Genomic DNA, 26326 nt, shown 5'->3' with positions numbered 1-26326 from the left:
TCAGTGTTCATGGATGAGCACCAGATCAGTTCAAGCTGGCACTCACAAAAATAAGGGAATACACTTATATTAACACGCAGTTTGGATTTGATAAGTAGGGAAACGTTCATTCGTGTGATTTACCATCCCCTACTTTGGTTATACTCCCACGAAACCTGACGACAAGAGAGTGATTCAATGCAGGAAATGCACGGTTACTACCTGGAAGACCTGGAAGTTGGCATGAGCGCTTCCTATGCCAAGACCATCACCGATGCGGATGTGGTGCTGTTCGCCGGCCTGTCCGGTGACAACAACCCGATTCACATCAATGATGAATACGCCAAAACCACCCCGTTCAAACAGCGTATCGTCCACGGCATGTTCAGCGCCGCGCTGATCTCGACCGTTGCCGGCACCCGCCTGCCGGGTCCGGGCGCCATCTACGTCGATCAGCAGCTGAAGTTCAAGGCACCGGTCCACATCGGTGACACCGCCACCGCCACCCTGACCGTCACTGAAATCGATGAGCGTCGCCGCCGTGTGAAATGCCGCACCGACGTACATGTAGGCGACAAGCTGGTTGCCACTGGCGAAGGTACCTTCATGGTGGATCGCCGCGAAGCCTGATTCGCGGGGCTGAGTCATAGCAGACCAGCTGTTGATAGCCGGCCTTTATTTTGGCAACCGCTCCAACAAGATGACCTCAGGCTTCGAAAACCGAAGCCTGAAGCCGGCCAAATACATCACGTGTTTCTATAGAAGTTTGGCAGCTTTATGCTGAACTGAATCGCCAGAGCCCGGAGTACGAAAGCCACTAAAAACCCGCCAACCAGGTCATAATTGTCCGGCAGTTTTGCAAGGCTGAGCATGTAATATACAAGCGCACCAGCCAGTGCCGTTGTAATGTACAACTCTTCATTCATCAATGTCAGGTTACTGCCACAAAGCACATCGCGGGCGATGCCACCGAAGGTTGCCGTCATGACTCCCATGCATATCGCAATGAGGGCTGGAGCCCCAAACTTGAGTGCGATTTCGGTTCCCACCACGGCAAACAGCGCAAGCCCCACAGCATCCATCCAGACCAGCGCACGCGTCAAAGAAGCCAGCCGGGGTGCAACAAAGTAGGTTATTGCAGCCGCAGTGAGACACACGACAATCCACACCGGGTCACGGACCCAAAAGACTGGCACTTTGCCCAGCAGTACGTCCCTCAGAGTTCCCCCTCCGATCCCCGTCGCCGTCCCGATCAGCATGAAGCCAAGAATATCCATTTTGTGACGCGCCGCATCCAGCGCTCCCGATATGGCAAAAACGGCTACGGCAGCCAGCCCCATGAGGTTCACTATAGCTGTGAAGTCAAACGACATAATCTCTTTTCCTGTCATGGCAGCTAACTGATTTTTCGCAAATAAAGCCACGACTGACGCAGATGCTCATGACGTGACGTCCTTTCATCTATAGCTGAAAGGTACACATGTGCCTAGCCCAAAACCCACTGGGGATATGTCAAACAGACGTAAACCGTCTCTCAATAAAGCAGCTAACTCTCTCCCGGCACTCAAGGAATTATGAGTGATTGGATATATTGTCAAGTCACATGCGCAAAATCACGCTATATTCCGGTGCCTGTCAGCCCCGCGCCTGCTCAAACTTGAGCATCGGATAGCCAACAGGCTGTCTTGACAGTTTGAAGACTCTGACTCGTCTTGAAGGGATAACGCATGAAAATAAAAACACAGTTAACCGCTACATTGACCGTCACCCTGCTATTGCTGTTGGCACTGGCTGCGGGTTCCTATTGGGCCACAAATAGTGTCAGAGCAATCAGTAATTATTATCCAACAGACCTCGTTCCTGCCCTTCGTTATTTCGAGCAGCTCAAGTCAGACACCAGCCGAATTAAACTGGCTGTCTACGAAAAGGACGCAAAGACCCTACAGTCTTTGGGGCCCGAGCTGTCAGAGCGTCTGATCGGATTCGCCAATGCCGCCACGGTTCCGCCTGATGGTCCGTTTTATAATGACTCGCATCTTCGAAATAACCTTCAGATTGTGGGCAGTACCATGAACCATTTTGTTGAAATGGCCATGCAGCAAGACCTCTCCCAATCTCAACTTTCTGCTGGTTTTCTGGAAGCAGAACGCAAACTGGATAGCCTTGAGCAGACCGTAGAGGAAACAATTCAATATTTGATCCATGAAACGACCGGCCTGATCGATGAAGGAATATCCACCATCGTCACCATCATTTTGACTGTCAGTATTCTTGCTGTGATTCTGGCTGCTGGGCTGGGAGGCCTGATCACTCGCAAGCTCGTCGTTGGCATAGATGAACTGTCTCACTCCTTCGCTCGTGTCAGCGCTGGTGATTTGACGGTCAAAGCCAATGAAGCACGCGGGGATGAGTTTGGTGGCCTGGCCATGAACTTCAACCAGTTGGCCTCGAATTTGAGAAATACCATCACGGAACTCAGTCGAGTTGTACATATGCTTGCCGAGTTGAGTCAGGAATTCAGGGTGGCTGGAGAGGCATTTCATGAAAGTGCCGCGGCCACCTGCTCGGAAACCCAGCTGCTCGCCACCGCCATGACACAGATGTCGGCGACCAGCGTCGATGTAGCCAAAAACGCGGAAATCACCTCAGGACAAGCATCTGAAGCCGTGAATCAAGCCAACTTCATTAATCAAATTGTGGCCACTTCTATTCAAGACTCTGAGACACTAGTGTCAAGGATGAATCAGGCAACAACACAAGTGGTTACGTTGAAAGAAAAGGCCTTGTCCATCTCAAGTATTGTCGATGTTATCCAGTCCATTGCCGAACAAACCAACCTGTTGGCCCTGAATGCTGCAATCGAGGCCGCACGAGCAGGAGACCAGGGGCGCGGATTTGCCGTCGTTTCCGATGAAGTAAGAAGCCTTGCCACCCGAACCGCCGACTCTACACAAGAGATCATCCGGGTCATCACAGAGCTGCAGAACCTGTCGGAAACGACTACGAGTAACATCGAGATCAGCTTGAGAGACGTTGAGAGCAACTTTGAAAACAGCAAACAGACTGGCCAGGCGGTAGACGCCATCCTGGCCACCATCAGCACCATATCTGATATGAACCATCAGGTAGCCGCTAACGCAACCGAGCAGAGCCAGGTTGCAGAAGACATGAATGCCAATGTGGTGCATATCAACCAGTTGTCCGAAGACAACACCAAGAGCTCTGAAAAAATCAGCCAGGACATCCTGGCGATAGAAACGCTTTCAAGCGATATCAAAAAACTGGTGAGTGCTTTCCAGGTGTGAAACCGAAAAATTGTGGCCATGGGCCCTAGACGGCTCTTTCAAGGAGCCCGAGTCTAGCCACCCGCTTCGACCGGTTCTGCCAGTGACGCAATAAAAAAGCCGCGACTCACTGGGCCGCGGCTTTTTTATACGGAGTCAGGGATCCCGTTATGCCGTCTCGTTCGCCTGGGTACGCAGTACGAACTTCTGGATCTTGCCGGTGGAGGTTTTCGGCAGGTCGCAGAACACGACACGCTTGGGCGCCTTGAAGCGCGCCATGCTGTCGCGGCAGAATTCGATGATGTCGGCTTCAGAGACATCAGCGCCGGCTTTCAGGGTAACGAAGGCACAGGGCACTTCACCCCATTTCTCGTCCTGCTGAGCCACAACGGCCGCCTCCATCACCTGAGGATGACGGTAGAGCACGTCTTCCACTTCGATGCTGGAGATATTCTCGCCACCGGAGATGATAATGTCCTTGGAGCGATCCTTGATGTCGACATAGCCGTCCTCATGCCACACAGCCAGGTCACCGGAGTGGAACCAGCCCCCTTCGAACGACTTGTCAGTGGTGCTCGGGTTCTTCAGGTAGCCCTTCATCACCAGGTTGCCGCGCATCATGATCTCGCCGATGGTCTTGCCATCCTGAGGCACTGGCTCAAGCGTTTTCGGGTTGGCGACCATCAGGCCTTCCAGCATCGGCGCCTTGACGCCCTGACGGGACTTGAGGCGAGCACGCTCTTCGACCGGCAGGTCATCCCATTTGTCGTGCCAGGCACAAAGGACGCAGGGGCCGTAGGTTTCAGTCAGACCGTAGACATGCGTCACACTGAAGCCCATCTTTTCCATACCTTCGATCACCGCCGCGGGCGGCGCTGCACCGGCGGTCATCACCTTGACCTGGTGCTCGATGCCGGCCTTCAGCTCTTCGGAAGCGTTATTGAGCATGTTCAGCACGATCGGCGCGCCACAGAAGTGATCGACCTTCTCTTCCTTGATCAGGTTGTAGATGTCATCGGCACGAACATGGCGCAGACAAACGCTGACACCGGCGGCCGCTGCGATCGACCAGGGGAAGCACCAGCCGTTGCAGTGGAACATCGGCAGTGTCCACAGGTAAACCGGACCATCGCCCATGTTCCAGGATACGACGTTGCTGATCGCATTCAGGTAGGCACCACGGTGGTGGTAGACCACGCCCTTGGGATCACCGGTAGTACCGGAGGTGTAGTTCAGGGTAATGGCATCCCACTCGTCCGCCGGCAGCGACCAGTCGAATTCGGGGTCACCGCTGGCGATGAAAGCTTCATAATCCATTTCGCCAATCAGTTCGCCGCCCTCGTAGGAGGGATCATCGATATCAATCACGATCGGGTTGATGCGGGCGATCTTGATGGCACGGGAGATGACATCGGAGAACTCGCGGTCCACGATGATCACCTTGGCTTCGCCATGCTGCAGGATGAAGGCGATCGCCTCGGCGTCCAGGCGGATGTTCAGGGCATTGAGCACCGCACCGGCCATCGGCACGCCGAAGTGCGCTTCGAACACTTCCGGCAGGTTTGGCGCCATCACTGCCACTGTGTCACCCTTGCCGATACCGCGCTTGCTCAGCGCGCTGGCCAGACGACGGCAGCGACTGTAGGTTTCAGCCCAGTTGCGGCGGACCTGATGATGCACAACCGCCGTACGCTCCGGATAGACGGCAGCGGTGCGGGCAATGAAACTGAGCGGCGACAAAGTCGCATAGTTGGCCGGGTTCTGCTCAAGACCCAGCATGTAAGGATTATGGTCATTCATTGTCATTATTTATTCCTCTCCACCGACCTGAGGGGGAGCCATCCTCTGTTGATTAGATTCCATCCAACTGCACCCCATCATACGTATTTTCCCTTATTACACAATAGGACCTAATCGTCATACTATTGTCGCCATTCACTGCCTGCCGACGCCGCATAAACCCCACCTGACACGCAGGCACCAAGTACAGAATAAGCAAGGAAACGGCATGCAACCACTGGAGCAGGAACTTAAACAATGCCTGCAGGAGGCCGACCGCTACCGTCTGCTGGCAGAGCAGTCCACCGACATGATCTCGCGGCATACGCCTACCCCCGAGTGGACCTTCATCGACGTCAACCCGGCGATCGAGCGACTGCTGGGTTACAAGGCTGAAGAGATCATTGGCACCCCCGGCTACGACCTCTTCCATCCGGATGATGCCGACAACCTGAAAAAACGTGCCGAATCAGTGCGCTACCGTCGCGGCATGTATACCAATGTCTACCGTTTCCAGCACCGCGACGGCCACTATATCTGGCTGGAAACCACCAGCCGCACCATCCGTGACGACGACGGCACCCCCCAGGAAATCATCTGCGTGTCCCGCGATGTCACTGAACGTGAGCTGGCCCAGCAGGCCACCCGCCGACTGGCGCGTGTCGTAGAAGCTTCGTCGGACCTGATCCTGTTCTGCAACCACCGCACCCTGCAACTGACCTACATGAACGAGACGGCCTATCGGACGTTCGGGGCCGAGCGGGAAAATCTGGCCGTGTTCTACTTGAACCAGATGTTCCCGCAGGAGATTCTGCACAATCTGGTTGAGCCGGCACTGCAGCATGCGGCCCTTTATGGCACCTGGTACGGTAGTATTCCGCTTTACCCGGCCGGCAACCCGGGGCGCATCGCCGAGATCCGCGAAATCATCGCCCACCGCAACCGCGCCGAGAACATGCAGGTGGAGTACTACTCGATCATCGCCCGTGACATCACGCTGAAACGCCAGGCCGAGGAGAAAGCCAAGCGCCAGCAGCTGGAGATGGCACACATGTCGCGACTGCTGTCGGTGGGCGAAATGGCGACCGAGCTGGCACATGAGGTCAACCAGCCACTGGCCACCATTATCAACTACTGCAATGGAACCTTCCGCCGCCTGGATGAAGGCCAGATCACCGAGATCGGCCAGGTCACCCGCGCGATGGAGCTGATCTCGACTCAGGCCAAGCGGGCATCCGAGATCATCAAGCGGATGCGCCGCTTCGTGCGCCGTACCGAGTTCCAGCGCGTTAGCTTCCCGATCAACGAAACCTGTGTCGAGGTCACCCGCTTCCTCAATCAGGAAGCGATCGATCATGATATCCGCTTCGAATTCGAACTGGATGAACAGAACCCCAACATCGAGGCGGACCGGCTCCAGATCGAGCAAGTGTTGCTCAACCTGATCCGCAACGCCATCGAGGCCTACAGCGAGTGTCCTCTCAGTCCAAGGCCGGTTAAAATTCGCACCCGAATCGAAGGACGGCGATTACAGGTGAGCGTGTCGGACCAGGGGCCTGGCATCAATGAAGAACAGCAGAAAACGCTGTTCGACCCCTTTTCCACCACCAAGGAAAACGGCCTCGGTATGGGGCTGTCGATTTCACATACAATTATAGAAAGCCATTCAGGCCGCCTCTGGGTCGAGAGCGACGGTAAAAATGGCACCTCTTTCCATTTTCAACTCCCGCTTAAGGGGCAGGCATGAGCATCAGTAACGCAACGGTTTTCATCATCGACGACGACGCCGACTTCCGCGAGTCGGTTCAGTGGCTGCTGGAATCTACCACCTACACCATCGAGAGCTACGCTTCCGCGCAGGCATTTCTTGACGACTACGACCAGCGCCCGGGCTGCATACTGCTGGACGTGCGCATGCCCGAGATCAGCGGTCTGGCACTGCAGCAGATCATGCAGGAACGCGATATTCGCCTGCCGGTCATCATTCTGACTGGCCACGGCGATGTACCCATGGCCGTCACTGCGATGAAGAACGGTGCCCTGGACTTCCTGGAAAAACCGTTCGATGACGATGTGCTGCTGAAGCTGGTCGACCGTGCCATGCAGGAAGCGCAGCAGCGCTTCAGCCAGCAGAACGAGGAACGTGAACTACGCGAGCTGTACGACACCCTGAGCCGTCGCGAACGCGAGGTAATGGATCTGGTCGTGACCGGCAACTCCAACCGTGAAATCGCCGAAACCCTGGGCATCAGCCCGAAAACGGTGGAAGTGCACCGTTCACGGGTGATGGGCAAGATGCGAGCTGAAAGCCTGGCTCAGCTGGTACAGATGCATAGCCGCCTGGCGCTTTAACTGTGCGCTCAGGCCGCTGATAATACCCCGATACGGCGCAGGAAATCGGTCGTCTGCGCCAACACCTCGGCGGGCTTTTCCAGATGCGGAACATGCCCGCAATCCCCTATGAAATGCGCTTCAGCATGGGCACCAATGGTGGCACAGGCATCGGTCACCTGTTCAGGCACGCCATATTCGTCACGGTCGCCCTGCATGATCAGCGCCGGGCACTGTATCTTCGCCAGCTGCGGCCGCAGATCCATGTTTTCATAGCAGGAGGGGCGCAACCAGGTTTCTGACCAGGCACGGAAGATCAGATCGGTACGCTCGCCGTGATAGCGGGCCAGCCGCTGTGGCAGGTCCGTGGTTTGATAACGTTCCGTTGCCTCGCGAATGCCTGCCAGGGTCAGGTGATCGACGTAGATGTGGGCCGCCAGCGTGATGATGGACACCACCTGTTCAGGACAGCTGGACGCCCCGATCTGGGCGACGGAACCGCCGTCACTGTGACCAAAGAGAATGACCTGCTCCAGACCAAGGCGGTCCAGCAGCTGCGGCAGCCAGACTTCGCCTTCTTCCAGCAGATAGTCATCCGGGCGTGGCAGGGCAATCGGTGTTGAGCGACCATAGCCCCGTCGCTCGTAAATCAGCACATCCAGTCCGGTCGCTTCCGCCAGTAGCTGCGGGAAGCGCTTCCACATATCGATACATCCCAGCGCCTCGTGCAACAGCACGATCACCGGCCGCCCCTCGCCTGACGGCTGACGCCCCCAGCGCAGTTGCAGGCTGACGCCATCGTTGAGTTGAACCTGCTGATCCTGCCACTCGATACTGCTCATGCACCCTCCGGAATTGAGTAGGTGATGGTAGCATGGGCCACCGGCTCGTCGTCACCCGCCGAGCGTACATACACCTCCCCCACTCCGAGTCGCTTGCCCACTTTAAGCATTTCAGCCCGCGCGAGCAGGTCAGCATCGGGACGTGGTTTGCGCAGGAAATTGATATTCAGATTGATCGTCACCGCCAATGCCACTGGACCAATTCGGCTCAGCAAGGCCGCATACAGCGCCACATCAGCCAGTCCCATCATGGTCGGCCCGGATACGGTACCGCCAGGACGCAGGTGATCATCGCCCACCGCCAGACGCATCACAGCCCAGCCATCACCCAGCTCTTCTACCTGCCCGTACTGATCCCCCTGCGGGAAGTGATCCTGCAGGAACAGCCGCATCTCCTCTAAACTCATCACCTGCATCATTTACTCCTTGTTCGCACTGACCACGGCCAGCGTCACCGTCGCTCGCGCCACCAGCTGCCGCTGTGCGTCGTCGACGGCGTAGACATCAGATTCAACTACAATCAGCATCCGCCCCGGCTTGAGCACGCGTGCCTGGCACTCCAGAGCCTGGCCCTTGGCCGCTCGGAGCAGATTGATTTTGAACTCGGCGGTCAACACCCTTTCCCCGGGACCGGTAAGGGTTGCCCCTGCCGTACCCGCCGTATGATCCGCCAGTGTCGCCTGCACGCCGGCGTGAACAAAACCGTCCTGCTGGCGATGCTCGACTTGCAACGGCAAGCGAGTGTGGCATTCACCCGGCTTGAAGTCGCACAGCTGCACCCCCAGCGACCGGATAAAAGGCGCCTCATCAAACACGCGCCGCGTCTCCCGCTCATATTCGGGATTGCGCGGCAAAAACCCCGGCTGCTCGCTCACTGATCCGCCTCCTCCCGTGCCTTGTTGCGCAGGATAAAGCGCTGAATCTTGCCACTGGGAGTCTTGGGAAGTTCCTGCACGAATTCGATCTCACGCGGGAAAGCGTGAGTGGACAGACGATTACGCACCAGCTCCTTAAGCTCATCCGCCAGGTTTTCATCGGCATCGTACTGGGGCTTGGTGACCACGTAGGCCTTGATCACTGCACCGCGCGAACTGTCCGGCTTGCCGACCACGCCCGATTCGGCCACCGCCGGGTGTTCGAGCAGGGTGCTTTCAACATCCGCCGGGCCAACACGATAGCCAGCCGTGGTGATAATGTCGTCGTCACGCCCGGTAAAGGAGAAACTGCCGTCACCGTGACTGATCACCACATCGCCCGTCAGGTAATAACGGTCATGGAAAGGGTCCTTTTCGCCCCAGGTGTAGCCCTGGAAGAAGAACAGCGGCGAGTTGTCTACATCGACTGCCAGCTGACCGGTTTCATCGGCCCCGACCTCTTTGAAATCGCCGTCCAGCGCGACCACGCGATGTCCCGGTAACGAGTAGCCCATGGAACCGACACGGACAGGATGATCCAGTGCGTGGTGGTTACAGCAGGTCATGCCGGTTTCGGTCTGGCCATAGCTGTCCATGACCGGGCAGCCCAGGCGACGGTTTACCCAATTGATCACTTCCGGATTCAGCGGTTCACCAGCACTGTTGGCAACTCTCAGTCCGAGATCCTCGCCCTCCGGCAGCACCTGATCCATCGCCATCAGCAGACGATAGGCGGTCGGTGCGGCGGCCAGGTTGGTGATCCTGTACTTGCGAATCATCGCGTAGGTACTTTCCGGCGTGAAGCCGTTCTCATTGAAATGAGTAGTCGTTCCCAGCAGCAATGGACCCAACACCGCATAATAAAGCCCATAGGCCCAGCCCGGATCTGCCACGTTCCAGTAGCGATCCTCTGGTTGCAGATCGATGGCATAGCGCATGTAGACATAGAAGGACAGCAGGGCACGCGCCGGTACTGCTACCCCCTTGGATTTGCCCACGGTACCAGACGTAAACATCTGCAGGATAGGATCATCCGCCTGTATCAACACCGGCTCAAACTGGTCCGGCTGAGCCTGCATCTGCTGCTGAAAGTCGAGATCCTGGTGACTATCGGCCCCCTTGGCCGTCACCCTGACGATGGGCGGACACTGTTGGACGGCATCAAGCTTGAAACGGTTTTGGTCGTCGGTCACGACCAGGCGGGTATCCGCCTTGTCCAGGCGATACTCGATCGCGCCGGAACCAAAGGCGGTAAACAGGGGCTGGTAGACCGCACCCGCCCTAAGCGTACCCAGGATGACGACCAACAGTTCAGGGGTACGCGGCAGCAGACCGGCGACTCGATCACCCTTGCCTACTCCCTGCTGTTTCAGCAGATTGGCAAAACGCGCAGCTGCCTGCTGCAGGCGGGCGAAGCTCCAACTTTCCGGGGCGCGTTCCACCCCCTCAAAGTTGAGTGCTATACGTTCGGGGTCAGAGGCCCATTTGTCACAGACCTCCTGACAGGCATTGATGCCAACGGACAAGTCACCTGTCAGTGCTTCCTGTGCCAGCCGATCAGCATCAAATTGATCATAGAACGGCTGATAAGCCTGTTTGCTCATTGAGTGCTTCCCTCTTCTTATCTTTATTATCGGAACTGAGGAGCTATGGTTTCCCTTAGGGGATATCCCGAATATATAACCGCTTTTCGTTGACGTAAACCTTCGCCCGGGATTTCATCAAATGCTGAGCTGATTTATGCAGTATGTGAGCAAATGATGTAAAAAGTGGATATTCATCGTCGCCATAACCCGCCAGTATCAGGTATTAGCCTTGGCCTGCTATTTGCAGATCTCGCTTGAATCAAGCTTGGAATGGATGACATGGACAATAACAAGAACCTATCAACTGATCGCCGCGAACTGATTCTGGTCACCAGCCCTTCTGGAGAAATACGTGAAGCCAGCGCGGCTTTGCTGAAACTATTTGGCCAATCCCGAGACGAGCTGGTTGACACTCGCCTGCAGAGCTTACGCCACCCGGATATGCCGGAAGGTCCGATGAAAGATCTCTGGCAAACTATCGCTGCAAAACAACCCTGGATGGGCATGCTGCAGCTGAAAGCCAGTAACGGCGCTTCACTGTGGCTGGACGCCTATGTCATTCCGCTGGTGGAAGACGGCCAGATCATCGAATGCCAGTGTATTCTGCGCCAGCCCTCTAGACTGGCCACTGAGCGGGCCGCCGAAATCTATCGGCTACGCCGTCAGGGCAAAACGCCTCGGGCCCTGCGCTGGCAGACCCCTAGCCTGCAACAGCGCATCCAGCTGTCCTTCTCTCTGGCATTGCTGCCTCTGGTTATTTGCCTCCTGCTGAGTCCGGAGACAACTGCGGCCATGTGGGCGGCGCTGCTGGCCTCCTGGCTACTGGGGCTTGGCTTGACCCATTGGCTGTGTCGTCCGCTAAACAGGCTGATCGGTTATAGCCGCACCCTGGTCAGTCATCCGATCAAGCAGATGATTTATACCGGCACCCATGATGACATCGGCCAGCTGCAACTGGCCGTTCACTTGCTGCAGGCACAACTGGAAGCCGTGCTGACCCGCATGCAATATTCATCCGATGAGGTGATGACCGGAGCTACCGAAACCGTCCAGGTGATGAACCGCACCTGCGAAGAGATCCAGCAGCAACAGGATTCACTGGTTCAGGTCGCCAGTGCGATGAGTCAGATCAACAGCACGATTGAGGAGATGAGCGCCAACACGGCTCAAACGGCCCTGCAAACACAGCAGGCACAGGACAGCTTGCGTCAGGGCCAGCAAGTCGTCACTCATGCAGTTGATAGTATCCGTTCTCTGGACTCATCAATTACCAACACGACCGAAAGGGTCGCAGACCTTCAACAGCACAGCAATTCGATAGGCACAATCACCAAAGTGATCGGAGACATCGCCGAACAGACCAACCTGCTGGCGTTGAATGCCGCCATTGAAGCCGCCCGGGCCGGGGAAAACGGTCGTGGTTTCGCTGTGGTAGCCGATGAAGTCCGGCAACTGGCCCAACGTACTCAGCAATCTACCAGTGAGATTCAGCAGATGATCGCAGCTCTGCAACAGCAGACCGAAGCCATTGTCATAGCCATGCATGACAAGCGTTCACTATCGGAACAGGGGGTCGACCATATTGAAGCGGCCGGTCGCGCCCTGCTTGAGGTGCTGAACTCCATAGAGCAGATCAGTGACATGGCCACCCAGATTGCCAGCGCCAGCGAAGAACAGAACAGCGTGACCCATGAAGTCAGCCAACGCATCCAGCAACTCAGCGACGGGGCTGGCCGCACGGTCGAGGGGGCCAACATGACCCTGGCGCTCAACAATCGCGCCACCCAGCTGGCCGAACGTCAGCGCTCACTGGTCAGCTGCATCCAGCAGGCCTGATGACTGACCAAAGTCAGGCCGGATCACCGGTCTGACTTTGGTTGTATTGCGTTAACGCAACACAGCCGTAAAATATGCGCACTAAAATAACAACAATCGTAACACTGCAAGAGTAAATCATGGCTAAAGTACTGGTCAGCGCCTGCCTTTTGGGCGCTAAAGTGCGTTATGACGGACGCGACAACCTGCTCGACCACCCTGTCCTCAAGCGCTGGCACCAACAGGGACGGCTGGTGGCGGCCTGCCCCGAGACACTCGGAGGCCTGCCAACCCCAAGGGCACCCGCTGAAATTCAGACCCGTTTCCCCATCCTGATCACCACCGATGCCGACGAGGACGTCACACCAGAGTTTCTCAGTGGCGCCGAACAGGCTCTGGACCTGGCACACCAGCACGATTGCTGCTGTGCCCTGATGAAAGCCCGCAGCCCGTCCTGCGGCAACCAGGAGATCTATGACGGCAGCTTCTCCGGCACTCTGACTACCGCACCCGGCGTTGCCGCTGACGAACTGCTGCGCAACGGTATCCCCGTATTCAACGAGCACCAACTGGGCGAACTGATCGACTTCGTCGAACAGCAAGGCGCCGCCGCTTGACGCTGCCCCCCCCATGCCATGCCCCTCCATTTCAGGGGGCCACTTGTTCGACTGACGCTGGCCCCCTAAAATGGGGGCCATTTTCATTATTAGACGGACCCTGGTTCTATGCGAGCAAGCCAATTCCTGATTGCGACCCTGAAAGAGACTCCTTCCGACGCCGAGGTGATCAGCCATCAGCTCATGCTGCGAGCGGGCATGATCCGCAAGGTTGCGGCTGGCCTCTACAGCTGGTTGCCACTGGGCCTGCGCACCCTGCGCAAGGTCGAGCGCATCGTGCGCGAAGAGATGGACGCCGCAGGTGGCCAGGAAGTCCTGATGCCGGCAATTCAGCCGGCTGAGCTGTGGGAAGAATCCGGCCGCTGGGAGCAGTACGGGCCTGAACTGCTGCGCGTCAACGACCGCCACAACCGCGAGTTCTGCGTCGGCCCGACCCATGAAGAAGTGATCACTGATCTGGTCCGCCGCGAAGTGAAGAGCTATAAGCAGCTGCCGGCCAACTTCTACCAGATCCAGACCAAGTTCCGTGACGAGATCCGCCCGCGCTTCGGTGTAATGCGCTCGCGTGAGTTCATCATGAAGGACGCCTACTCCTTCCACAGCGATCACGAATCCCTGGTGGAAACCTACCAGGTGATGCATCAGGCCTACACCAACATCTTTACCCGTCTGGGTCTGGACTTCCGCCCGGTACTGGCGGACACCGGTTCCATTGGCGGTGATGCTTCGCATGAATTCCATGTACTGGCCCAATCCGGCGAGGACGACATCGCCTTCTCCGACAGCAGCGACTACGCGGCCAACGTCGAGTTGGCAGAAGCGCTTCCGCTGGGCGAGCGCCAGGCGGCGTCCGAGGAGATGCGCCTTGTCGACACGCCGAACGCCAAGACCATCGCCGAGTTGGTGGAACAGTTCGAGCTGGCGATCGAGAAGACCGTGAAGACCCTGATCGTAGCGGCCAGTGAAGAGGTCGATGCCGACTTCGTCGCCCTGCTGGTCCGTGGCGATCACGAACTGAACGAGATCAAGGCGGAAAAACTGCCACAGGTGGAAGCGCCGCTGCGCTTCGCCACCGACGACGAGATCCGTCAGGTAATCGGCGCCGGCCCCGGCTCTCTGGGTCCGGTCAACCTGCCGATTCCGTGCATCATCGACCGCAGTGTTGAAACCCTGTCCGACTTCGGCGCCGGTGCCAACATCGACGACAAGCACTACTTCGGCCTCAACTGGGAGCGTGACCTGCCGACTCCGGAAGTCGCCGATATCCGTAACGTAGTTGAAGGCGACCCCAGCCCCTGTGGCCAGGGCAAGATCCAGATCCGTCGCGGCATTGAGGTAGGTCATATCTTCCAGCTCGGCACCAAGTACTCCGAAGCGATGAATGCCACCGTACTGGACGAGAACGGCAAATCGACCGTTATGTCCATGGGCTGCTACGGCATCGGTGTGACCCGTGTGGTTGCCGCTGCCATCGAGCAGAACTACGACGACAAGGGCATCATCTGGCCGCAAGCACTGGCACCATTCAGTGTGGCGCTGGTTCCGCTGAACTATGACAAATCTGAAGAAGTACGCGCCAAGGCTGACGAACTCTATGCTGCCCTGCAGGCTGCGGGTGTAGACGTACTGATGGACGACCGTAAGGAGCGCCCTGGCGTCAAGTTTGCCGACATGGAGCTGATGGGTATCCCGCAGCGCCTGGTCATCTCCGATCGCGGCCTCAAGAACGGCACCCTGGAATACAAGAGCCGTCGCGATGCTGAATCTCAGGACATCCCGGTCGACACCGCACTGGAATTCCTGCGCAGCCAGATGAGCTGATACTGATCTGATGCCCGGATAGCCATATCCGGGCATCAGGCTCACTGTCAAAATACTGATCCTGCTCAGCGACACCTGTGATCTGTTTCATTCCCCCCTCTTCGCACCACCCGAATCCCTGTTACACTCCGGTCAATATGAGCCCCAAGCTTTCGGAGTAGTAATGCCCAAACCGGCCCCCCACCCTTCTGAATGCCAGACTGCCGATCAACTGCAGCATCCACATGACTTTGGCCAGGGTGCCAAGCGCAAGGCTGAGCAACGCGCTACGCTGGTCACCCTGCTGACACTGGTGACCATGCTTGTGGAAGTCGTGGCGGGCATGATTACCGGCTCCATGGCCCTGCTGGCCGACGGTATCCATATGGCGGGCCACGCCATGGCGCTGGGACTTGCCGCACTGGCCTACTACCTGTCCCGCAAGCATGCCCATGACCGTCGCCTGAGCCTGGGCAGCGGCAAGATCGCCGACCTGGCCGCCTATACCAGCGCCCTGCTGCTCGGCGTATCCACGCTCTGGCTGGTTTATGAATCCATCCATCGCCTGCTTGCTCCTGCCGAACTAATGCCACAGGAAGCGATGATCGTTGCGGTGATCGGCCTGGCCGTCAATCTTATTTCGGCCTGGCTGTTGGCCGGCAAGCATGAGCATGTGCACAGCCAAGGGGACGAAGAGCACCATCACGACTCCAATCTCAGCGCCGCACTGGTCCACGTACTGGCCGACGCCCTGACATCGGTGGCCGCGATTGTCGGCCTTGCCGCCGCCTGGCTGTGGGGCTGGAACTGGCTCGACCCGGTGATTGCGCTGATGGCCGCCATGGTGATTCTGCGCTGGTCCTGGGGCCTGCTGCGCCAGACCAGCAGCGTGCTGCTGGACCGCGAAGGGCCGGACGAGATTCGCCGCTCGGCCCGCAAGCTGCTGCAGAAGGAAGGAGACACCGACATTGTCGACCTGCATATCTGGTCTGTTGGACAGGGCTCCTGGACCCTGGTTGCGGCAGTCGTTGCCCATGGCACGACCACGCCACAGCAGTACCGTTCCAGCCTGCGTTCGATCAAGAACCTGCACCACCCCATCATCGAAGTCAGTTATTGCCGTCAATGCGCCAAAGCTCGAGAAGAGGGCTAAGCATTCTCTCCACCAGCCCGGCTACCACCCCATTGCACCGGTAGCCGGCTGGCATCACCTGCTGCTTTCATGCTCCGCTTTACCGACGGATGCCAACACGCCCTGACAACAGGCATCAAGCACGTCAGCGGCCAACTCCGTATCGCTCAGTGCCCGCGCCACGGCCACTCCCCCTATCATCAGCACCGCCCTGCGCAACGCCTCTGCATCGGGCGATTGCTCCTGCGCGGCACCGATGTGACCGGCAAGCTTTCTGAAAACACGCGTATAGGCATCTCGTACCTGATCGTCCCCCTGGCCAATGTCCGTGACCAGAAATGCCAGTGGACAACCACCACCATCCCCCTGGACATGTTCTACGCTCAGATAGCGTTTAACCAGTTCGTTCACTGACAGCGGCTTATCGCCTACTCGCTGTTTTGCTGCCACCGGAATGGCCGCCGCATAGAGTTCCTTCTTGGAGCTGAAATGGGCATAGAAAGCACCGCGAGTCATACCCGCATCCTGCATCACTTGATCAATACTGACACCCGCAAAGCCACGCTCTGTAAACAAACGACCGGCACTGATCAGTATCCGTTCACGACTGGCAAGTCGATGCTCGGTAGGCCAAGGCATAGCTGAAGTCTCCTGTTGCAACTGCGAACCCGTTTTATCTCATACCAACACAATATGTTCTTTAACATATTTTGAACACGGATCAGACTGTTGACCAGTCACAACACCCTGTCACAAAAACTCGGTCACAACACCAAAGGGAATCAATATGAGCGATACAGTATATATCTACGGACTTGGCTTCAGCTCATTTGTGCGCAGCGTTCAGCTGTGTTGCGAAGAGAAAGGGCTGGCGTATCAATCAGGCCTCGCCCCCAATGGCATCGAAATCCCCTTCAAAAGCCCGGAGCACCTGAAACTGAACCCATACGGCAAAATGCCGGTACTGTTGCACAATGACCTGGTTCTGTTCGAAACCACCACGATCTGCCGCTATCTGGATCAGCAGTTCAGCGGCCCTGCCCTGCAACCGAGCGACACCCGGGCACGCGCCCTGGTCGACCAATGCTGCGCCGAAATCGCGCTCTACATCGACCAGGCTCTGGTGCGTGAGCTGCTGCTCGAGTTCGCGTTCCCCAAGGGGCCTGACGGCAGCGTACGCATGGATGTGGTCGAGGAGAAGTTACCGGCGGCACGCGTGGCTTTGACCCGGGTAAAGGAGCTGCTGGGCGAAAAACCCTTCATCTGCGGCGACTCCTACACCATCGCTGATGCACTGCTCACGCCGATGCTGGACTACATCGCCAAACTTCCCATGGGCCAGGACCTGATCAGGAATGGCAAATTACACGCCTATCTGGATCGCATGCGGACGCGCCCATCTGGCCAGAAGATACTTCGGTAAGGGAATAAAAGTTGAGGGATCAGGGCCGGCACTGGCCGGTCCTGATCATGCGAGGACTTAGCTGCGCGCGGAACGAATCGCCGCGGACAGCTCCCGGGTCAGCGCCAGTACCGCCTGGGTACCCGCTTCCGGGGAATCAGCCTTGGCAATGCAGTCAATCAGTGCAGAGCCAACCACGACGCCGTCGGCAAACTGAGCAATACGCGCGGCCTGTTCGGGGGTACGGATACCGAAACCAACACCGATCGGGATATCGGTATGGGCACGAATCGCCTCGACCTCAGCCTGCACTTTTTCCGGCGTCGGCGCTGCAGAGCCTGTCACACCAGTGCTGGACACGTAGTAGAGGAAGCCAGAGGTGTTGTTCAATACACCCGGCAGGCGCTTGGCATCGGTGGTCGGCGTCGCCAGACGGATGAAGTGAATGCCCGCCTCACGCGCCGGGATGCACAGTTCATCATCATGCTCGGGCGGCAGATCGACCACAATCAAACCATCAACACCCTCTTCCGCCGCTTCTTCGAGGAAGCGCTTCACACCATAGCGATAGATTGGATTGTAGTAGCCCATCAGGATCACCGGTGTGTCCTGGTCCTGCTCACGCAGGATGCGCACCATCTGCAGCGTTTTCAGCATATCCTGACCGGACGCCAGGGCGCGCTGATTGGCCAACTGGATCGCCGGACCATCAGCCATAGGGTCGGTGAACGGCATACCCAGTTCAATCACATCGGCGCCCGCTTCCGGCAGTCCCAAGAGGGTATCCAGGCTGGTGGCATAGTCCGGATCACCGGCCGTCACGAAGGTGACCAGTGCGGCACGGTTCTCCTGTTTCAGCGCGGCAAAGCGGCGCTCCATACGGCTCATGCTTGCAGTCATTGCTATCCCCTTATTCCGCCAGTTCGGCCGCCAGATGTTCGGTTACGGTTGCCATATCCTTGTCGCCACGACCGCTGAGATTGACCACGATGATGTGATCCTTGGGCAGGGTCGGTGCCAGTTTCAGCACATGGGCGATGGCGTGGGAAGACTCCAGTGCCGGAATGATCCCCTCGTATTTGCACAGCGCCTTGAAGCCTTCCAGCGCTTCTTCATCGGTCACGGCGACATATTCGACGCGCTTGATGTCATGCAACCAAGCATGTTCGGGACCGATACCCGGATAATCCAGACCGGCAGAGATGGAGTGCGCATCCTGAATCTGGCCATCCTCCGATTGCAGCAGGAAAGTGCGATTGCCGTGCAGTACACCCGGCTCACCGCCCTTGAGACTGGCGGCGTGGCGCTTGTCGAGGCCTTCACCGCCGGCTTCGACACCGATCATGTTCACGGACTCGTCATCGAGGAATGGATGGAACAGGCCCATGGCATTGGAGCCGCCACCAATACAGGCCACCAGGGTATCCGGCAAGCGCCCTTCCTTTTCCAGGATCTGTGCCTTGGTTTCTTCACCAATCACCGCCTGGAAATCACGCACCAGCGCCGGATAGGGGTGCGGACCGGCCACAGTACCGATGATGTAGAAGGTATCGTGCACGTTAGTGACCCAGTCACGCAGGGCTTCGTTCATCGCATCCTTCAGCGTACCGGTACCGCTGGTAACGGGAATTACTTCAGCGCCCAGCAGCTTCATGCGCTGCACGTTGGGCTGCTGACGGTGGATGTCAGTGCTACCCATGTAGATGACACAATCGAGACCGAAGCGCGCCGCCACAGTCGCAGTCGCCACACCGTGCATGCCGGCACCGGTCTCGGCGATAATACGCTTCTTGCCCATGCGCTTGGCCAGCAGGATCTGACCCAGGCAGTTGTTGATCTTGTGCGCGCCGGTATGGTTCAGGTCTTCACGCTTGAGGTAGATCTTGGCACCGCCCAGCGCCTCGGTCAGACGCTCAGCCAGATACAGCGGAGTCTGGCGACCGACATAGTCCTTCTGCAACTTTTCCAGCTCAGCGTGAAATTCAGGGTCCTGCTTCGCCTTCTCATACTCGGCCTGGAGGTCGAGGATCAGCGGCATCAGGGTTTCAGCGACGAAGCGGCCACCGAAACGGCCAAAGAATCCGCTGGCGTCGGGGCCCTGTCGCAGGGAGTTATCGGTGCTCATGGTTGCGACCTCTGTTGATCTTTTGATGGTTCCAGTCTAGAGCATGCGCCGAGCAGAAAAAACCGATAAAATCACACCAAACTGTGAGAAAAAGTAACAGCAAATGCCGTCACTCCTGCCCTCATTGAACGCGCTTCGCGCCTTCGATGCTACCGCCCAAACCCTGAGCATGACAGCAGCAGCGGAGCAGCTGCATGTCACTCACGGCGCGGTCAGCCGACAGATTCGTCAACTCGAGGAACAGCTTGGCCTGCGTCTGTTCGAGCGCGCCGGTCGGGGCGTGCGCCTGACCCCCGCCGGGGTACGTCTGGCCAACACCACCCAACAGGTTTTCTCCCAGCTTGAACAGACCTGCGACCAGTTGCGCCGTGAAGCAGAAGGAGCGCCCTTCGTACTCAGCTGTTCAGGCAGCTTTCTCGCGCGCTGGTTCATCCCGCGTCTGGATCAGCTCAAGCAGGACTGCCCCGGCCTGGAACTGCACCTGACCGCCGCCGACGAAGATCAGCCGATCCGCACCGGTGTCGATGCCGCCCTGCGCTTTGCCTCCCCGCCCTGGCCCGCCGGCAGCCGGGTGATCGAACTGGCTCCCGAACGCATTGGCCCGGTACTGCGACCGGATCTGCTGTCCGATGCCGATCAAGTCACGCCTGAGGTACTGCTGCGGCTGCCCTTGCTGGAAACCCTGTCACGCCCTCAGGCCTGGCCACAGTGGTGTCGCCAACAGGGCTTGAATCCGGCGGCGCTGAAAATTGCCCAGTCATTCGAGCATCTGAACTATATGCTGGAAGCGGCACTGGTAGGGCTGGGCGTAGCGATCGCGCCCGCCTATCTGGTGGAGGAAGATCTGCGGACCGGGCGACTGATTGCACCCTGGGGGTTTATAGAGACCGATGCCCTGCTATCACTGTGGCTGCCGGATACGGGGCAGGACCCCCGCGCCCGGCAACTGGCTGAGTGGCTTACACGAAAGCTCAATCAATAATTTCGAAGCCGATCAGCTCTTCGTTATATTCGGCGTCGGTGGAGGCCACCTCAGCCACGTTGGCCAATTCAGGGCCGCGACTGAGCCAGGCCTCCACATGGCGCACGGCTTTTTCTTCGCCACAGAGCAGCGCTTCAACCCGGCCGTCCGGCAGGTTACGCACCCAGCCGGTCAGCGCACTGGTTTCAGCCTGTTCACGGGTGAAGTGACGGAACCAGACACCCTGAACCCGTCCACTGATCAACGCATGTACACAGATTTTCGCCATCGTTAGTCCTGTAGCTGCTCAAGGGTCGGGATATGGCCCCGACGATAGAGATCCTGCAAGCTGATATTAAGTACCACACCCCGCTGACGTTGCAACATCTGCAAGCGACTGTGCAGCTCCTTCTGCCAGGGCTCATCACGGTCCGGCATGGGGTCGGGCAGCGGCCAGGGAAGCTCACGTTGCAACTGCAGCAGCGTATAGCGGCTGAGATCACGACTGAGCAGGTACTGCCCACCCTCAGTTCGCCGGATCAATCCGGCATCCATCAGCAGCTGCACATAATCATCCCAGCGCCCCTGATCCAATCCCGGGACCTCCTGCAGCAGCACCCGGTCAGGCACTGGCTCACCATCCTGCTGGGCGATCCAGAGTCGCTGTAGTACCGCCAGCACCGTATACAGATGCGGTTCGTTCATGCGGAACTTGTTGACGTGAGACACCGTCAGCAGCCGGGTCAACTCGGCACCCAGCAAAATGATGGTCCAGCTAATGAAGATCCAGACCAGAAACATGGGTACGGCCGCAAAGGCGCCATAGATCAGCTCATAGGAGGGGAACTGTGTGACGAAGAAGGCAAAGCCGCGCTTGGCCAGCTCGAACAATACTGCTGCAAATACCCCACCAATCGCCGCATTGCGCAGTGGCACGCGGCAGTTGGGTACGGCGACATAGAGCAGCATGAATGCCAGCGCCGAAAACAGTGGCGGCAACAGTGACAGTAGCCGGGCACGCCCCACCACCTCGGTGGCACTGCTGATGAACGGCAAACTGGCTATGTAGGAGGTCAGCAACAGGCCGAGGCCGATCAGAATCGGCCCCAGGCTCAGCACCGCCCAGTACAGCAGGAAACTGGACAGCCCCTTACGCGGTTCGGTGACGCGCCAGATACGGTTGAAGGCGGCCTCGATGTTTTTCATCATCATGATCGAGGTGACCACCAGGAAGACAATACCGATCACGGTCAGCTTCTGTGCCTGGGAGGCAAAGGTACTCAGGTACTCCTGTACCACCATGCCGGTGGCCGGAACGAAGTTCTCAAAGATCCAGCCTTGCACCTGCTCGCCGACACCCCGAAAATTGGGCACGGCAGCCAGCATCGAATAGGACACAGTCATCAACGGCACGACCGCAAACAGCGTGGTGTAGGTCAACGCCGCCGCGTTCAAAATGCCTTGATTGGTCGTGTACTGGCGCGCCAGAGCGCGAACAAACACCATTAGCGCCGGCAGGCTTCCCTTCTGCATAGTCTCTCTCTTAACTAACCAATGCTCTGTTCTATACAATAGGGCGCTCATCAGCCTATTGAAAGCCAGAAACGGAGCACTCATGTCGATTACCATTTATCACAACCCGCGCTGCTCAAAGTCTCGTGAAACCCTGAAACTGCTGCAGGAGCGCGGCATTGAACCCGAGATCCGTGAATATCTCAAGGACGTTCCCAGCAGCGACGAGCTGAAGTCCGTACTGGCCGCCCTCGGCATCAGCGCACGCGAACTGCTGCGCACCAAGGAAGCCGAGTACAAGGAAGCTGGCCTGGACGATCAGAGCCTGAGCGATGAAGCGGTGATCAAGGCGATGACCGAGTACCCGAAACTGATCGAACGCCCGATCGTGATCAACGGTGATCAGGCACGTATCGGCCGTCCGCCGGAATCCGTGCTGGAGATCCTCGCGTGAGCCAGCCTTACGTCCTGATCCTCTACTACAGCCGCACAGGCGCGACCCGGGCACTGGCACGCCAGATCGCCCGCGGCGTGGAAGAAGCCGGTATGGAAGCGCGCCTGCGCACTGTCCCGGCGATCTCCACCGTCTGTGAAGCCACCGAGCCCGAGGTGCCTGAGGCCGGTGCGATCTACTGCACCGAAGCCGACCTGGCCAACTGCGCCGGCCTGGCACTGGGCAGCCCAACCCGCTTCGGTAACATGGCGGCACCGATGAAGTATTTCATCGATTCCACCAGCAGCCTCTGGCTGTCCGGTGCCCTGATCGACAAACCCGCCTGCGTCTTCAGTTCCAGCTCCAGCCTGCATGGCGGCCAGGAGAGCACCCTGCTGAGCATGATGTTGCCGCTGCTGCACCACGGCATGGTGCTGGCCGGACTGCCCTACAGCGCCACCGAACTGCTCGACACCCAGGCGGGCGGTACTCCCTACGGCGTGACACATGTCAGCGGCAGCGACGGCAACCCGCAACTGGATGAACTGGAAGCCGCGCTGGCACTGAAACAGGGCAAGCGCCTGGGCCAGCTGGCCCTGAACCTGCTGCAAAAGGAGCCTTCTTGATGCAATCACTGGCCGCCAAAACCCGCCTCAGCCGCGCTCTGGTACTGCTGAGCTACTTCGGTTTGCTGCTGCTGTTCAGCCTCTGGTATCTCTGGCTGGTCCCGTCTCAGGGTGACAACCCCTGGGTGATCTGGCTGGTCCACCTGCTGCCGCTGCTGGCCTTTGCACCGGTTGTGATCAAGGGCACGCCGCGCGGCCACGCCTGGCTCTGCTTCGTGCTGTTGCTCTATTTCCTGGAAGCGGTCATCGCTGCGCTGATTCCGCCGCCCACCCGCTGGCTGGGACTGATCGACTGCGCATTGCTGATGACGCTGTTCACCTCGGCGATGCTGTACGCCCGCTGGCGCAGTCAGCTGGATCGTTCACTAGCGGCTGGTAGCGCTGCGTGAACCCTGTTGACCCCAAACGCTGGCGACGTGATTTCCCGCTGCTGTCCGTGCGCGTGCATGGGCAGCCGCTGGTCTATCTGGACAATGCCGCCACCACCCAAAAGCCACGCTCGGTTATTGATGCGGTCAACCGCTTCTACAAGACCGGCAACGCCAATGTCCACCGCGGCAGCCACGCGCTGTCAGCCCAGGCCACCACGGCTTTCGAGCAGGCTCGAGACCGGGTCGCCCATTGGCTGGGTGTAGATAACAGTGCCACCCTGCTCTGGACCCGCGGCACCACCGAGTCGATCAACCTGGTCGCTCAGAGCTGGGGGCGCCAGCACCTCCGTCAGGACGACCTCATCCTGCTGATGCAGAGCGCCCACCACGCCAACATCGTCCCCTGGCAGATGCTGGCGACCGCCACTGGCGCCCGCATTGAAGTGATTCCATTGCAGGCCGATGGCGATATCGACCTTGCGGCCTATCACCGGCTGCTTGGGCGGAAACCGGCACTGGTGGCACTCGGCCATGTTTCCAATGCGCTGGGGACCATCTACCCGGTTGAAACCTTGTGCCGTGACGCCAAGGCGGCCGGTGCGACCGTACTGGTCGACGGTGCTCAGGCGCTGCCCCATTTCGATGTCCGCCTGGACACACTGGGCTGCGACTTCTACGCCTTTTCCGGTCATAAGGTGTTCGGCCCGACCGGTATCGGCGCCCTCTGGGGCCGCCGTGAGTTGCTTGAGGCCATGCCGCCCTGGCAAGGCGGTGGCGAGATGATTGAGCAGGTCAGTTTTGATGGCACCCGCTATGCCGGCCTGCCATTCAAGTTCGAGGCTGGCACACCCAACATAGCCGGCGCCATCGGCCTGGCGGCTGCCATCGACTATCTCGACGCTCAGGATCGCCTGGCAATGGAGACTCATGAGCAGGCACTGCTGCAACACGCGCTTGACGCCTGCAGCCAGGTCCCCGGGTTCCGTCCCATCGCATCAGGCTCTCGCCGCGTCAGCCTGATCTCTTTCGAGCTGGACGGACACCACCAGCAGGATGTGGCTCACTGGCTGGACCGTCAGGGCGTCGCCGTACGTGCAGGTCACCACTGCGCCATGCCGCTGATGCAGTCTCTGGGACTTCCCGGCACCCTGCGGGCCTCCTTTGCCTTCTACAACACGCTGCAGGAAGCCGAACAACTGGCACAGGCGCTGGATCAACTGGCTCAGAGCCAGAAAAGCACCGTCCCTGTTGCAGATTTGGAACAAAGCGACTACCAAAGCGCGCTAAAAGGCGTATACTCTGCAACAGACTGGACCAGTCGCTACCAGGCCCTGATGCGTCTGGGGCAGGCGTCTCCGCCCTTGTCCCCCGCACTCAAGCAGGACCACTTCCTGCTGCCGGGCTGTGAATCCCGGGTATGGCTCATCACCGAGCTGGACGACACCGGACACCTGAACTGTCGCGCCGACGCCGATGCTCGCATCCTGCGTGCCCTGCTGACGCTGCTGCTGGATCAGGTCAACGGCCTGACACCCGCTCAGCTACTGGCCACCGACCTCGAAGACAAACTGAGTCAACTCGATATTCAGCGACACCTGAGCCCGTCTCGGGGCAATGGACTGCTGGCGATCATCCGTGCCTTGCAGGCATTTGCACGCACACAGGATTAATAACAGGGTGTTGAAAAGCGTTATCGAGGCAGCCGAGACACGCGGTACGCCGCCCGGGAAAAAACAGGCGAGCAAGCGCAGTTTAGTGAACTAAATGAGCATTGTGAGCCTGTTTTTAACGATGTATTCGGCCACGCAGATAGCTTTTCGACAGCCTGCCAAGCCCAGGCGCCGCCGATTAAGTTCTGGAGTACTAGATGAACCTTAACGACCTGAGTCTGTTTATTCGCGTGGTTGAAACGGGGAGTTTCACCGCCGCGGCTGAAAGCCTCAACGTGCAGAAATCCACCATCAGCCGCCGCATCGCCCAGCTGGAAGACACCCTGGGCATCCGACTGATTCAGCGCACCACCCGCAAGCTCAAGCTCACCCCGGAAGGTGAGGAGCTGTTCTCCCGCGCCCAGCCACTGGTGGATGACCTGGAAGCGGTACAGGACGACATCAGCGCCTCGAAAACCGAGCTGCGCGGTCGCCTGCGCCTGACCATGCCGACCGAGATCGGTGTTTTCATGATGAACGAGGTGATCTCCAGCTTCATGGAAGCCTACCCGCGCATCGAGGTCGATGTGGAGCTAAGCACGCGTACAGTCGACCTGATCGAAGAAGGTGTAGATTTGACCCTGCGACTGGGTCCGCTGCCCAATTCCAGCCTGATCGCGCGACATGTGGCCGGCCTGCACCGTGGCCTGTTCGCCACCCCGGACTACATTGAAAAGCATGGCATGCCGCATAATCCGGATGACCTGGCGCGCCACCAGTGCATCACCCTGCTCAAGCCGTTCGACCACCTGCGCTTCATCAACTGGAACAATCAGGAGCCGGTGACCATGGGCGGTCGCCTGCGCACCAACAGCCTTAGCTTCGTGCGTGAAATGATCCTGCAGGGCTACGGTATCGGTCGTTTACCGGAAGTGTTCTGCAGCGAGCTGGTACAGAACGGCACCATCGTACGCGTTCTCGGTGACTTTAACCTTGAGCCGCTGGAGATCAACGCGCTCTACGCCAGCCGGCGCAACCTGAACCCGCGTGTACGCGCCTTCCTCGACCACATGACCGAACGCCTGCGCGACCATCCCTGGGTGCAGAGCCGTCTGGTTCACCTGTCTGGCCAGTCCTGATCCCGCCAGACTTTTCAGAGCCTTAAACA

At 58.4% G+C, this 26326-nt stretch carries 26 protein-coding genes; 15 read left to right on the top strand and 11 right to left on the bottom strand.

The annotated features are described in order from the left end of the window. Nucleotides 1–177 precede the first annotated feature (177 nt). Complete coding sequence (locus ABD013_RS02305; RefSeq protein WP_343801660.1) at nt 178–609, top strand: MaoC family dehydratase; 432 nt, start codon at nt 178–180, stop codon at nt 607–609. 116 nt (nt 610–725) lie between these two features. Here ABD013_RS02305 and ABD013_RS02300 read toward each other — a convergent pair whose 3' ends face one another. Beyond that, on the bottom strand, nt 726–1352 hold the full coding sequence (locus ABD013_RS02300) for a trimeric intracellular cation channel family protein (protein WP_343801657.1): 627 nt from the start codon (nt 1350–1352) through the stop codon (nt 726–728). A 354-nt stretch (nt 1353–1706) separates the two neighbouring features. Between ABD013_RS02300 and ABD013_RS02295 the strand changes: the two genes are divergently transcribed. After that, complete coding sequence (locus tag ABD013_RS02295) at nt 1707–3284, top strand: methyl-accepting chemotaxis protein (protein ID WP_343801654.1); 1578 nt, start codon at nt 1707–1709, stop codon at nt 3282–3284. A gap of 147 nt (nt 3285–3431) precedes the next feature. Here ABD013_RS02295 and ABD013_RS02290 read toward each other — a convergent pair whose 3' ends face one another. Then, nucleotides 3432–5069 carry an acyl-CoA synthetase gene (locus ABD013_RS02290; protein ID WP_343801651.1) on the bottom strand — a complete coding sequence of 546 codons (1638 nt, stop codon included), beginning with the start codon at nt 5067–5069 and terminating at the stop codon, nt 3432–3434. A 202-nt stretch (nt 5070–5271) separates the two neighbouring features. Here ABD013_RS02290 and ABD013_RS02285 point away from each other — a divergent pair, with 202 nt between their 5' ends. Together ABD013_RS02285 and ABD013_RS02280 are read left to right on the top strand one after the other, a co-directional pair. Then, entirely contained in the window at nt 5272–6789 is a 1518-nt protein-coding gene (locus tag ABD013_RS02285; protein WP_343801649.1) for a PAS domain-containing sensor histidine kinase, read from the top strand. After that, nucleotides 6786–7394: a response regulator transcription factor gene (locus tag ABD013_RS02280; protein ID WP_343801647.1), complete on the top strand. Its 609-nt coding sequence runs from the start codon at nt 6786–6788 to the stop codon at nt 7392–7394. Before ABD013_RS02285 ends, ABD013_RS02280 begins: the two co-directional genes overlap by 4 nt. 8 nt (nt 7395–7402) lie before the next feature. Here ABD013_RS02280 and ABD013_RS02275 read toward each other — a convergent pair whose 3' ends face one another. The 4 genes from ABD013_RS02275 to ABD013_RS02260 are packed head-to-tail and all read right to left on the bottom strand — an operon-like array spanning nt 7403 to nt 10733. Further along, on the bottom strand, nt 7403–8215 hold the full coding sequence (locus tag ABD013_RS02275) for an alpha/beta fold hydrolase (RefSeq protein WP_343801644.1): 813 nt from the start codon (nt 8213–8215) through the stop codon (nt 7403–7405). Next, complete coding sequence (locus tag ABD013_RS02270) at nt 8212–8631, bottom strand: PaaI family thioesterase (RefSeq protein ID WP_343801641.1); 420 nt, start codon at nt 8629–8631, stop codon at nt 8212–8214. Before ABD013_RS02270 ends, ABD013_RS02275 begins: the two co-directional genes overlap by 4 nt. A 3-nt stretch (nt 8632–8634) precedes the next feature. Continuing rightward, nucleotides 8635–9090, bottom strand: coding sequence for a PaaI family thioesterase (locus tag ABD013_RS02265; protein WP_343801638.1), 456 nt, complete (start codon nt 9088–9090; stop codon nt 8635–8637). Beyond that, complete coding sequence (locus tag ABD013_RS02260) at nt 9087–10733, bottom strand: AMP-binding protein (RefSeq protein ID WP_343801635.1); 1647 nt, start codon at nt 10731–10733, stop codon at nt 9087–9089. Before ABD013_RS02260 ends, ABD013_RS02265 begins: the two co-directional genes overlap by 4 nt. Before the next feature lie 261 nt (nt 10734–10994). Here ABD013_RS02260 and ABD013_RS02255 point away from each other — a divergent pair, with 261 nt between their 5' ends. From ABD013_RS02255 to dmeF, 4 genes are all read left to right on the top strand, one after another. After that, the gene (locus tag ABD013_RS02255; protein WP_343801633.1) at nt 10995–12551 is read left to right on the top strand and encodes a methyl-accepting chemotaxis protein; all 1557 of its coding nucleotides are present in this window, start codon (nt 10995–10997) and stop codon (nt 12549–12551) included. Between the two features lie 119 nt (nt 12552–12670). Next, nucleotides 12671–13147 (top strand): 2-thiouracil desulfurase family protein, encoded by a 477-nt coding sequence (locus tag ABD013_RS02250; RefSeq protein ID WP_343801631.1) that lies wholly within the window; start codon nt 12671–12673, stop codon nt 13145–13147. 108 nt (nt 13148–13255) lie between these two features. Further along, a complete protein-coding gene (locus ABD013_RS02245) occupies nt 13256–14968 on the top strand; it encodes a proline--tRNA ligase (RefSeq protein WP_343801628.1) in 1713 nt (570 codons plus the stop codon). A gap of 163 nt (nt 14969–15131) precedes the next feature. Next, entirely contained in the window at nt 15132–16100 is a 969-nt protein-coding gene (gene dmeF / locus ABD013_RS02240) for a CDF family Co(II)/Ni(II) efflux transporter DmeF (protein ID WP_343801625.1), read from the top strand. Nucleotides 16101–16154: 54 nt separating this feature from the next. On the opposite strand, the gene ABD013_RS02235 is transcribed toward dmeF, so the two are convergent. Continuing rightward, a complete protein-coding gene (locus tag ABD013_RS02235; protein ID WP_343801622.1) occupies nt 16155–16718 on the bottom strand; it encodes a TetR/AcrR family transcriptional regulator in 564 nt (187 codons plus the stop codon). Nucleotides 16719–16866: 148 nt separating this feature from the next. Here ABD013_RS02235 and ABD013_RS02230 point away from each other — a divergent pair, with 148 nt between their 5' ends. Then, complete coding sequence (locus ABD013_RS02230; RefSeq protein ID WP_343801619.1) at nt 16867–17502, top strand: glutathione S-transferase family protein; 636 nt, start codon at nt 16867–16869, stop codon at nt 17500–17502. A gap of 57 nt (nt 17503–17559) precedes the next feature. On the opposite strand, the gene trpA is transcribed toward ABD013_RS02230, so the two are convergent. Then, complete coding sequence (trpA, locus tag ABD013_RS02225; protein WP_343801616.1) at nt 17560–18381, bottom strand: tryptophan synthase subunit alpha; 822 nt, start codon at nt 18379–18381, stop codon at nt 17560–17562. A 10-nt stretch (nt 18382–18391) separates the two neighbouring features. Further along, entirely contained in the window at nt 18392–19606 is a 1215-nt protein-coding gene (gene trpB, locus ABD013_RS02220; RefSeq protein WP_343801614.1) for a tryptophan synthase subunit beta, read from the bottom strand. 103 nt (nt 19607–19709) lie between these two features. Here trpB and ABD013_RS02215 point away from each other — a divergent pair, with 103 nt between their 5' ends. Continuing rightward, nucleotides 19710–20588: a LysR family transcriptional regulator gene (locus ABD013_RS02215; RefSeq protein WP_343801611.1), complete on the top strand. Its 879-nt coding sequence runs from the start codon at nt 19710–19712 to the stop codon at nt 20586–20588. Here ABD013_RS02215 and ABD013_RS02210 read toward each other — a convergent pair. Next, nucleotides 20578–20856 (bottom strand): acylphosphatase, encoded by a 279-nt coding sequence (locus ABD013_RS02210; protein WP_343801608.1) that lies wholly within the window; start codon nt 20854–20856, stop codon nt 20578–20580. The two genes, ABD013_RS02215 and ABD013_RS02210, sit on opposite strands and share 11 nt — an antisense overlap. 2 nt (nt 20857–20858) lie before the next feature. Further along, nucleotides 20859–22100, bottom strand: a complete 1242-nt coding sequence (locus ABD013_RS02205) for a YihY family inner membrane protein (RefSeq protein WP_343801606.1) — start codon at nt 22098–22100, stop codon at nt 20859–20861. 82 nt (nt 22101–22182) lie between these two features. Between ABD013_RS02205 and arsC the strand changes: the two genes are divergently transcribed. From arsC to ABD013_RS02180, 5 genes are all read left to right on the top strand, one after another. Continuing rightward, nucleotides 22183–22533 carry an arsenate reductase (glutaredoxin) gene (arsC, locus tag ABD013_RS02200; RefSeq protein WP_343801603.1) on the top strand — a complete coding sequence of 117 codons (351 nt, stop codon included), beginning with the start codon at nt 22183–22185 and terminating at the stop codon, nt 22531–22533. Beyond that, on the top strand, nt 22530–23138 hold the full coding sequence (gene wrbA, locus ABD013_RS02195; protein WP_343801599.1) for an NAD(P)H:quinone oxidoreductase: 609 nt from the start codon (nt 22530–22532) through the stop codon (nt 23136–23138). The genes arsC and wrbA overlap by 4 nt, the downstream gene beginning before the upstream one ends. Then, nucleotides 23138–23527 (top strand): DUF2069 domain-containing protein, encoded by a 390-nt coding sequence (locus tag ABD013_RS02190; RefSeq protein ID WP_343801597.1) that lies wholly within the window; start codon nt 23138–23140, stop codon nt 23525–23527. The genes wrbA and ABD013_RS02190 overlap by 1 nt, the downstream gene beginning before the upstream one ends. After that, entirely contained in the window at nt 23524–25179 is a 1656-nt protein-coding gene (locus tag ABD013_RS02185; protein WP_343801594.1) for a SufS family cysteine desulfurase, read from the top strand. The genes ABD013_RS02190 and ABD013_RS02185 overlap by 4 nt, the downstream gene beginning before the upstream one ends. 197 nt (nt 25180–25376) lie before the next feature. Then, nucleotides 25377–26297, top strand: a complete 921-nt coding sequence (locus ABD013_RS02180) for a LysR family transcriptional regulator (protein WP_343801591.1) — start codon at nt 25377–25379, stop codon at nt 26295–26297. The last annotated feature ends 29 nt before the right edge of the window (nt 26298–26326 follow it).

It is taken from the genome of Marinobacterium maritimum (assembly GCF_039523155.1).
In the GTDB taxonomy this organism is placed as follows: domain Bacteria; phylum Pseudomonadota; class Gammaproteobacteria; order Pseudomonadales; family Balneatricaceae; genus Marinobacterium; species Marinobacterium maritimum.
This window is presented reverse-complemented; position numbering and strand designations above follow the sequence as displayed.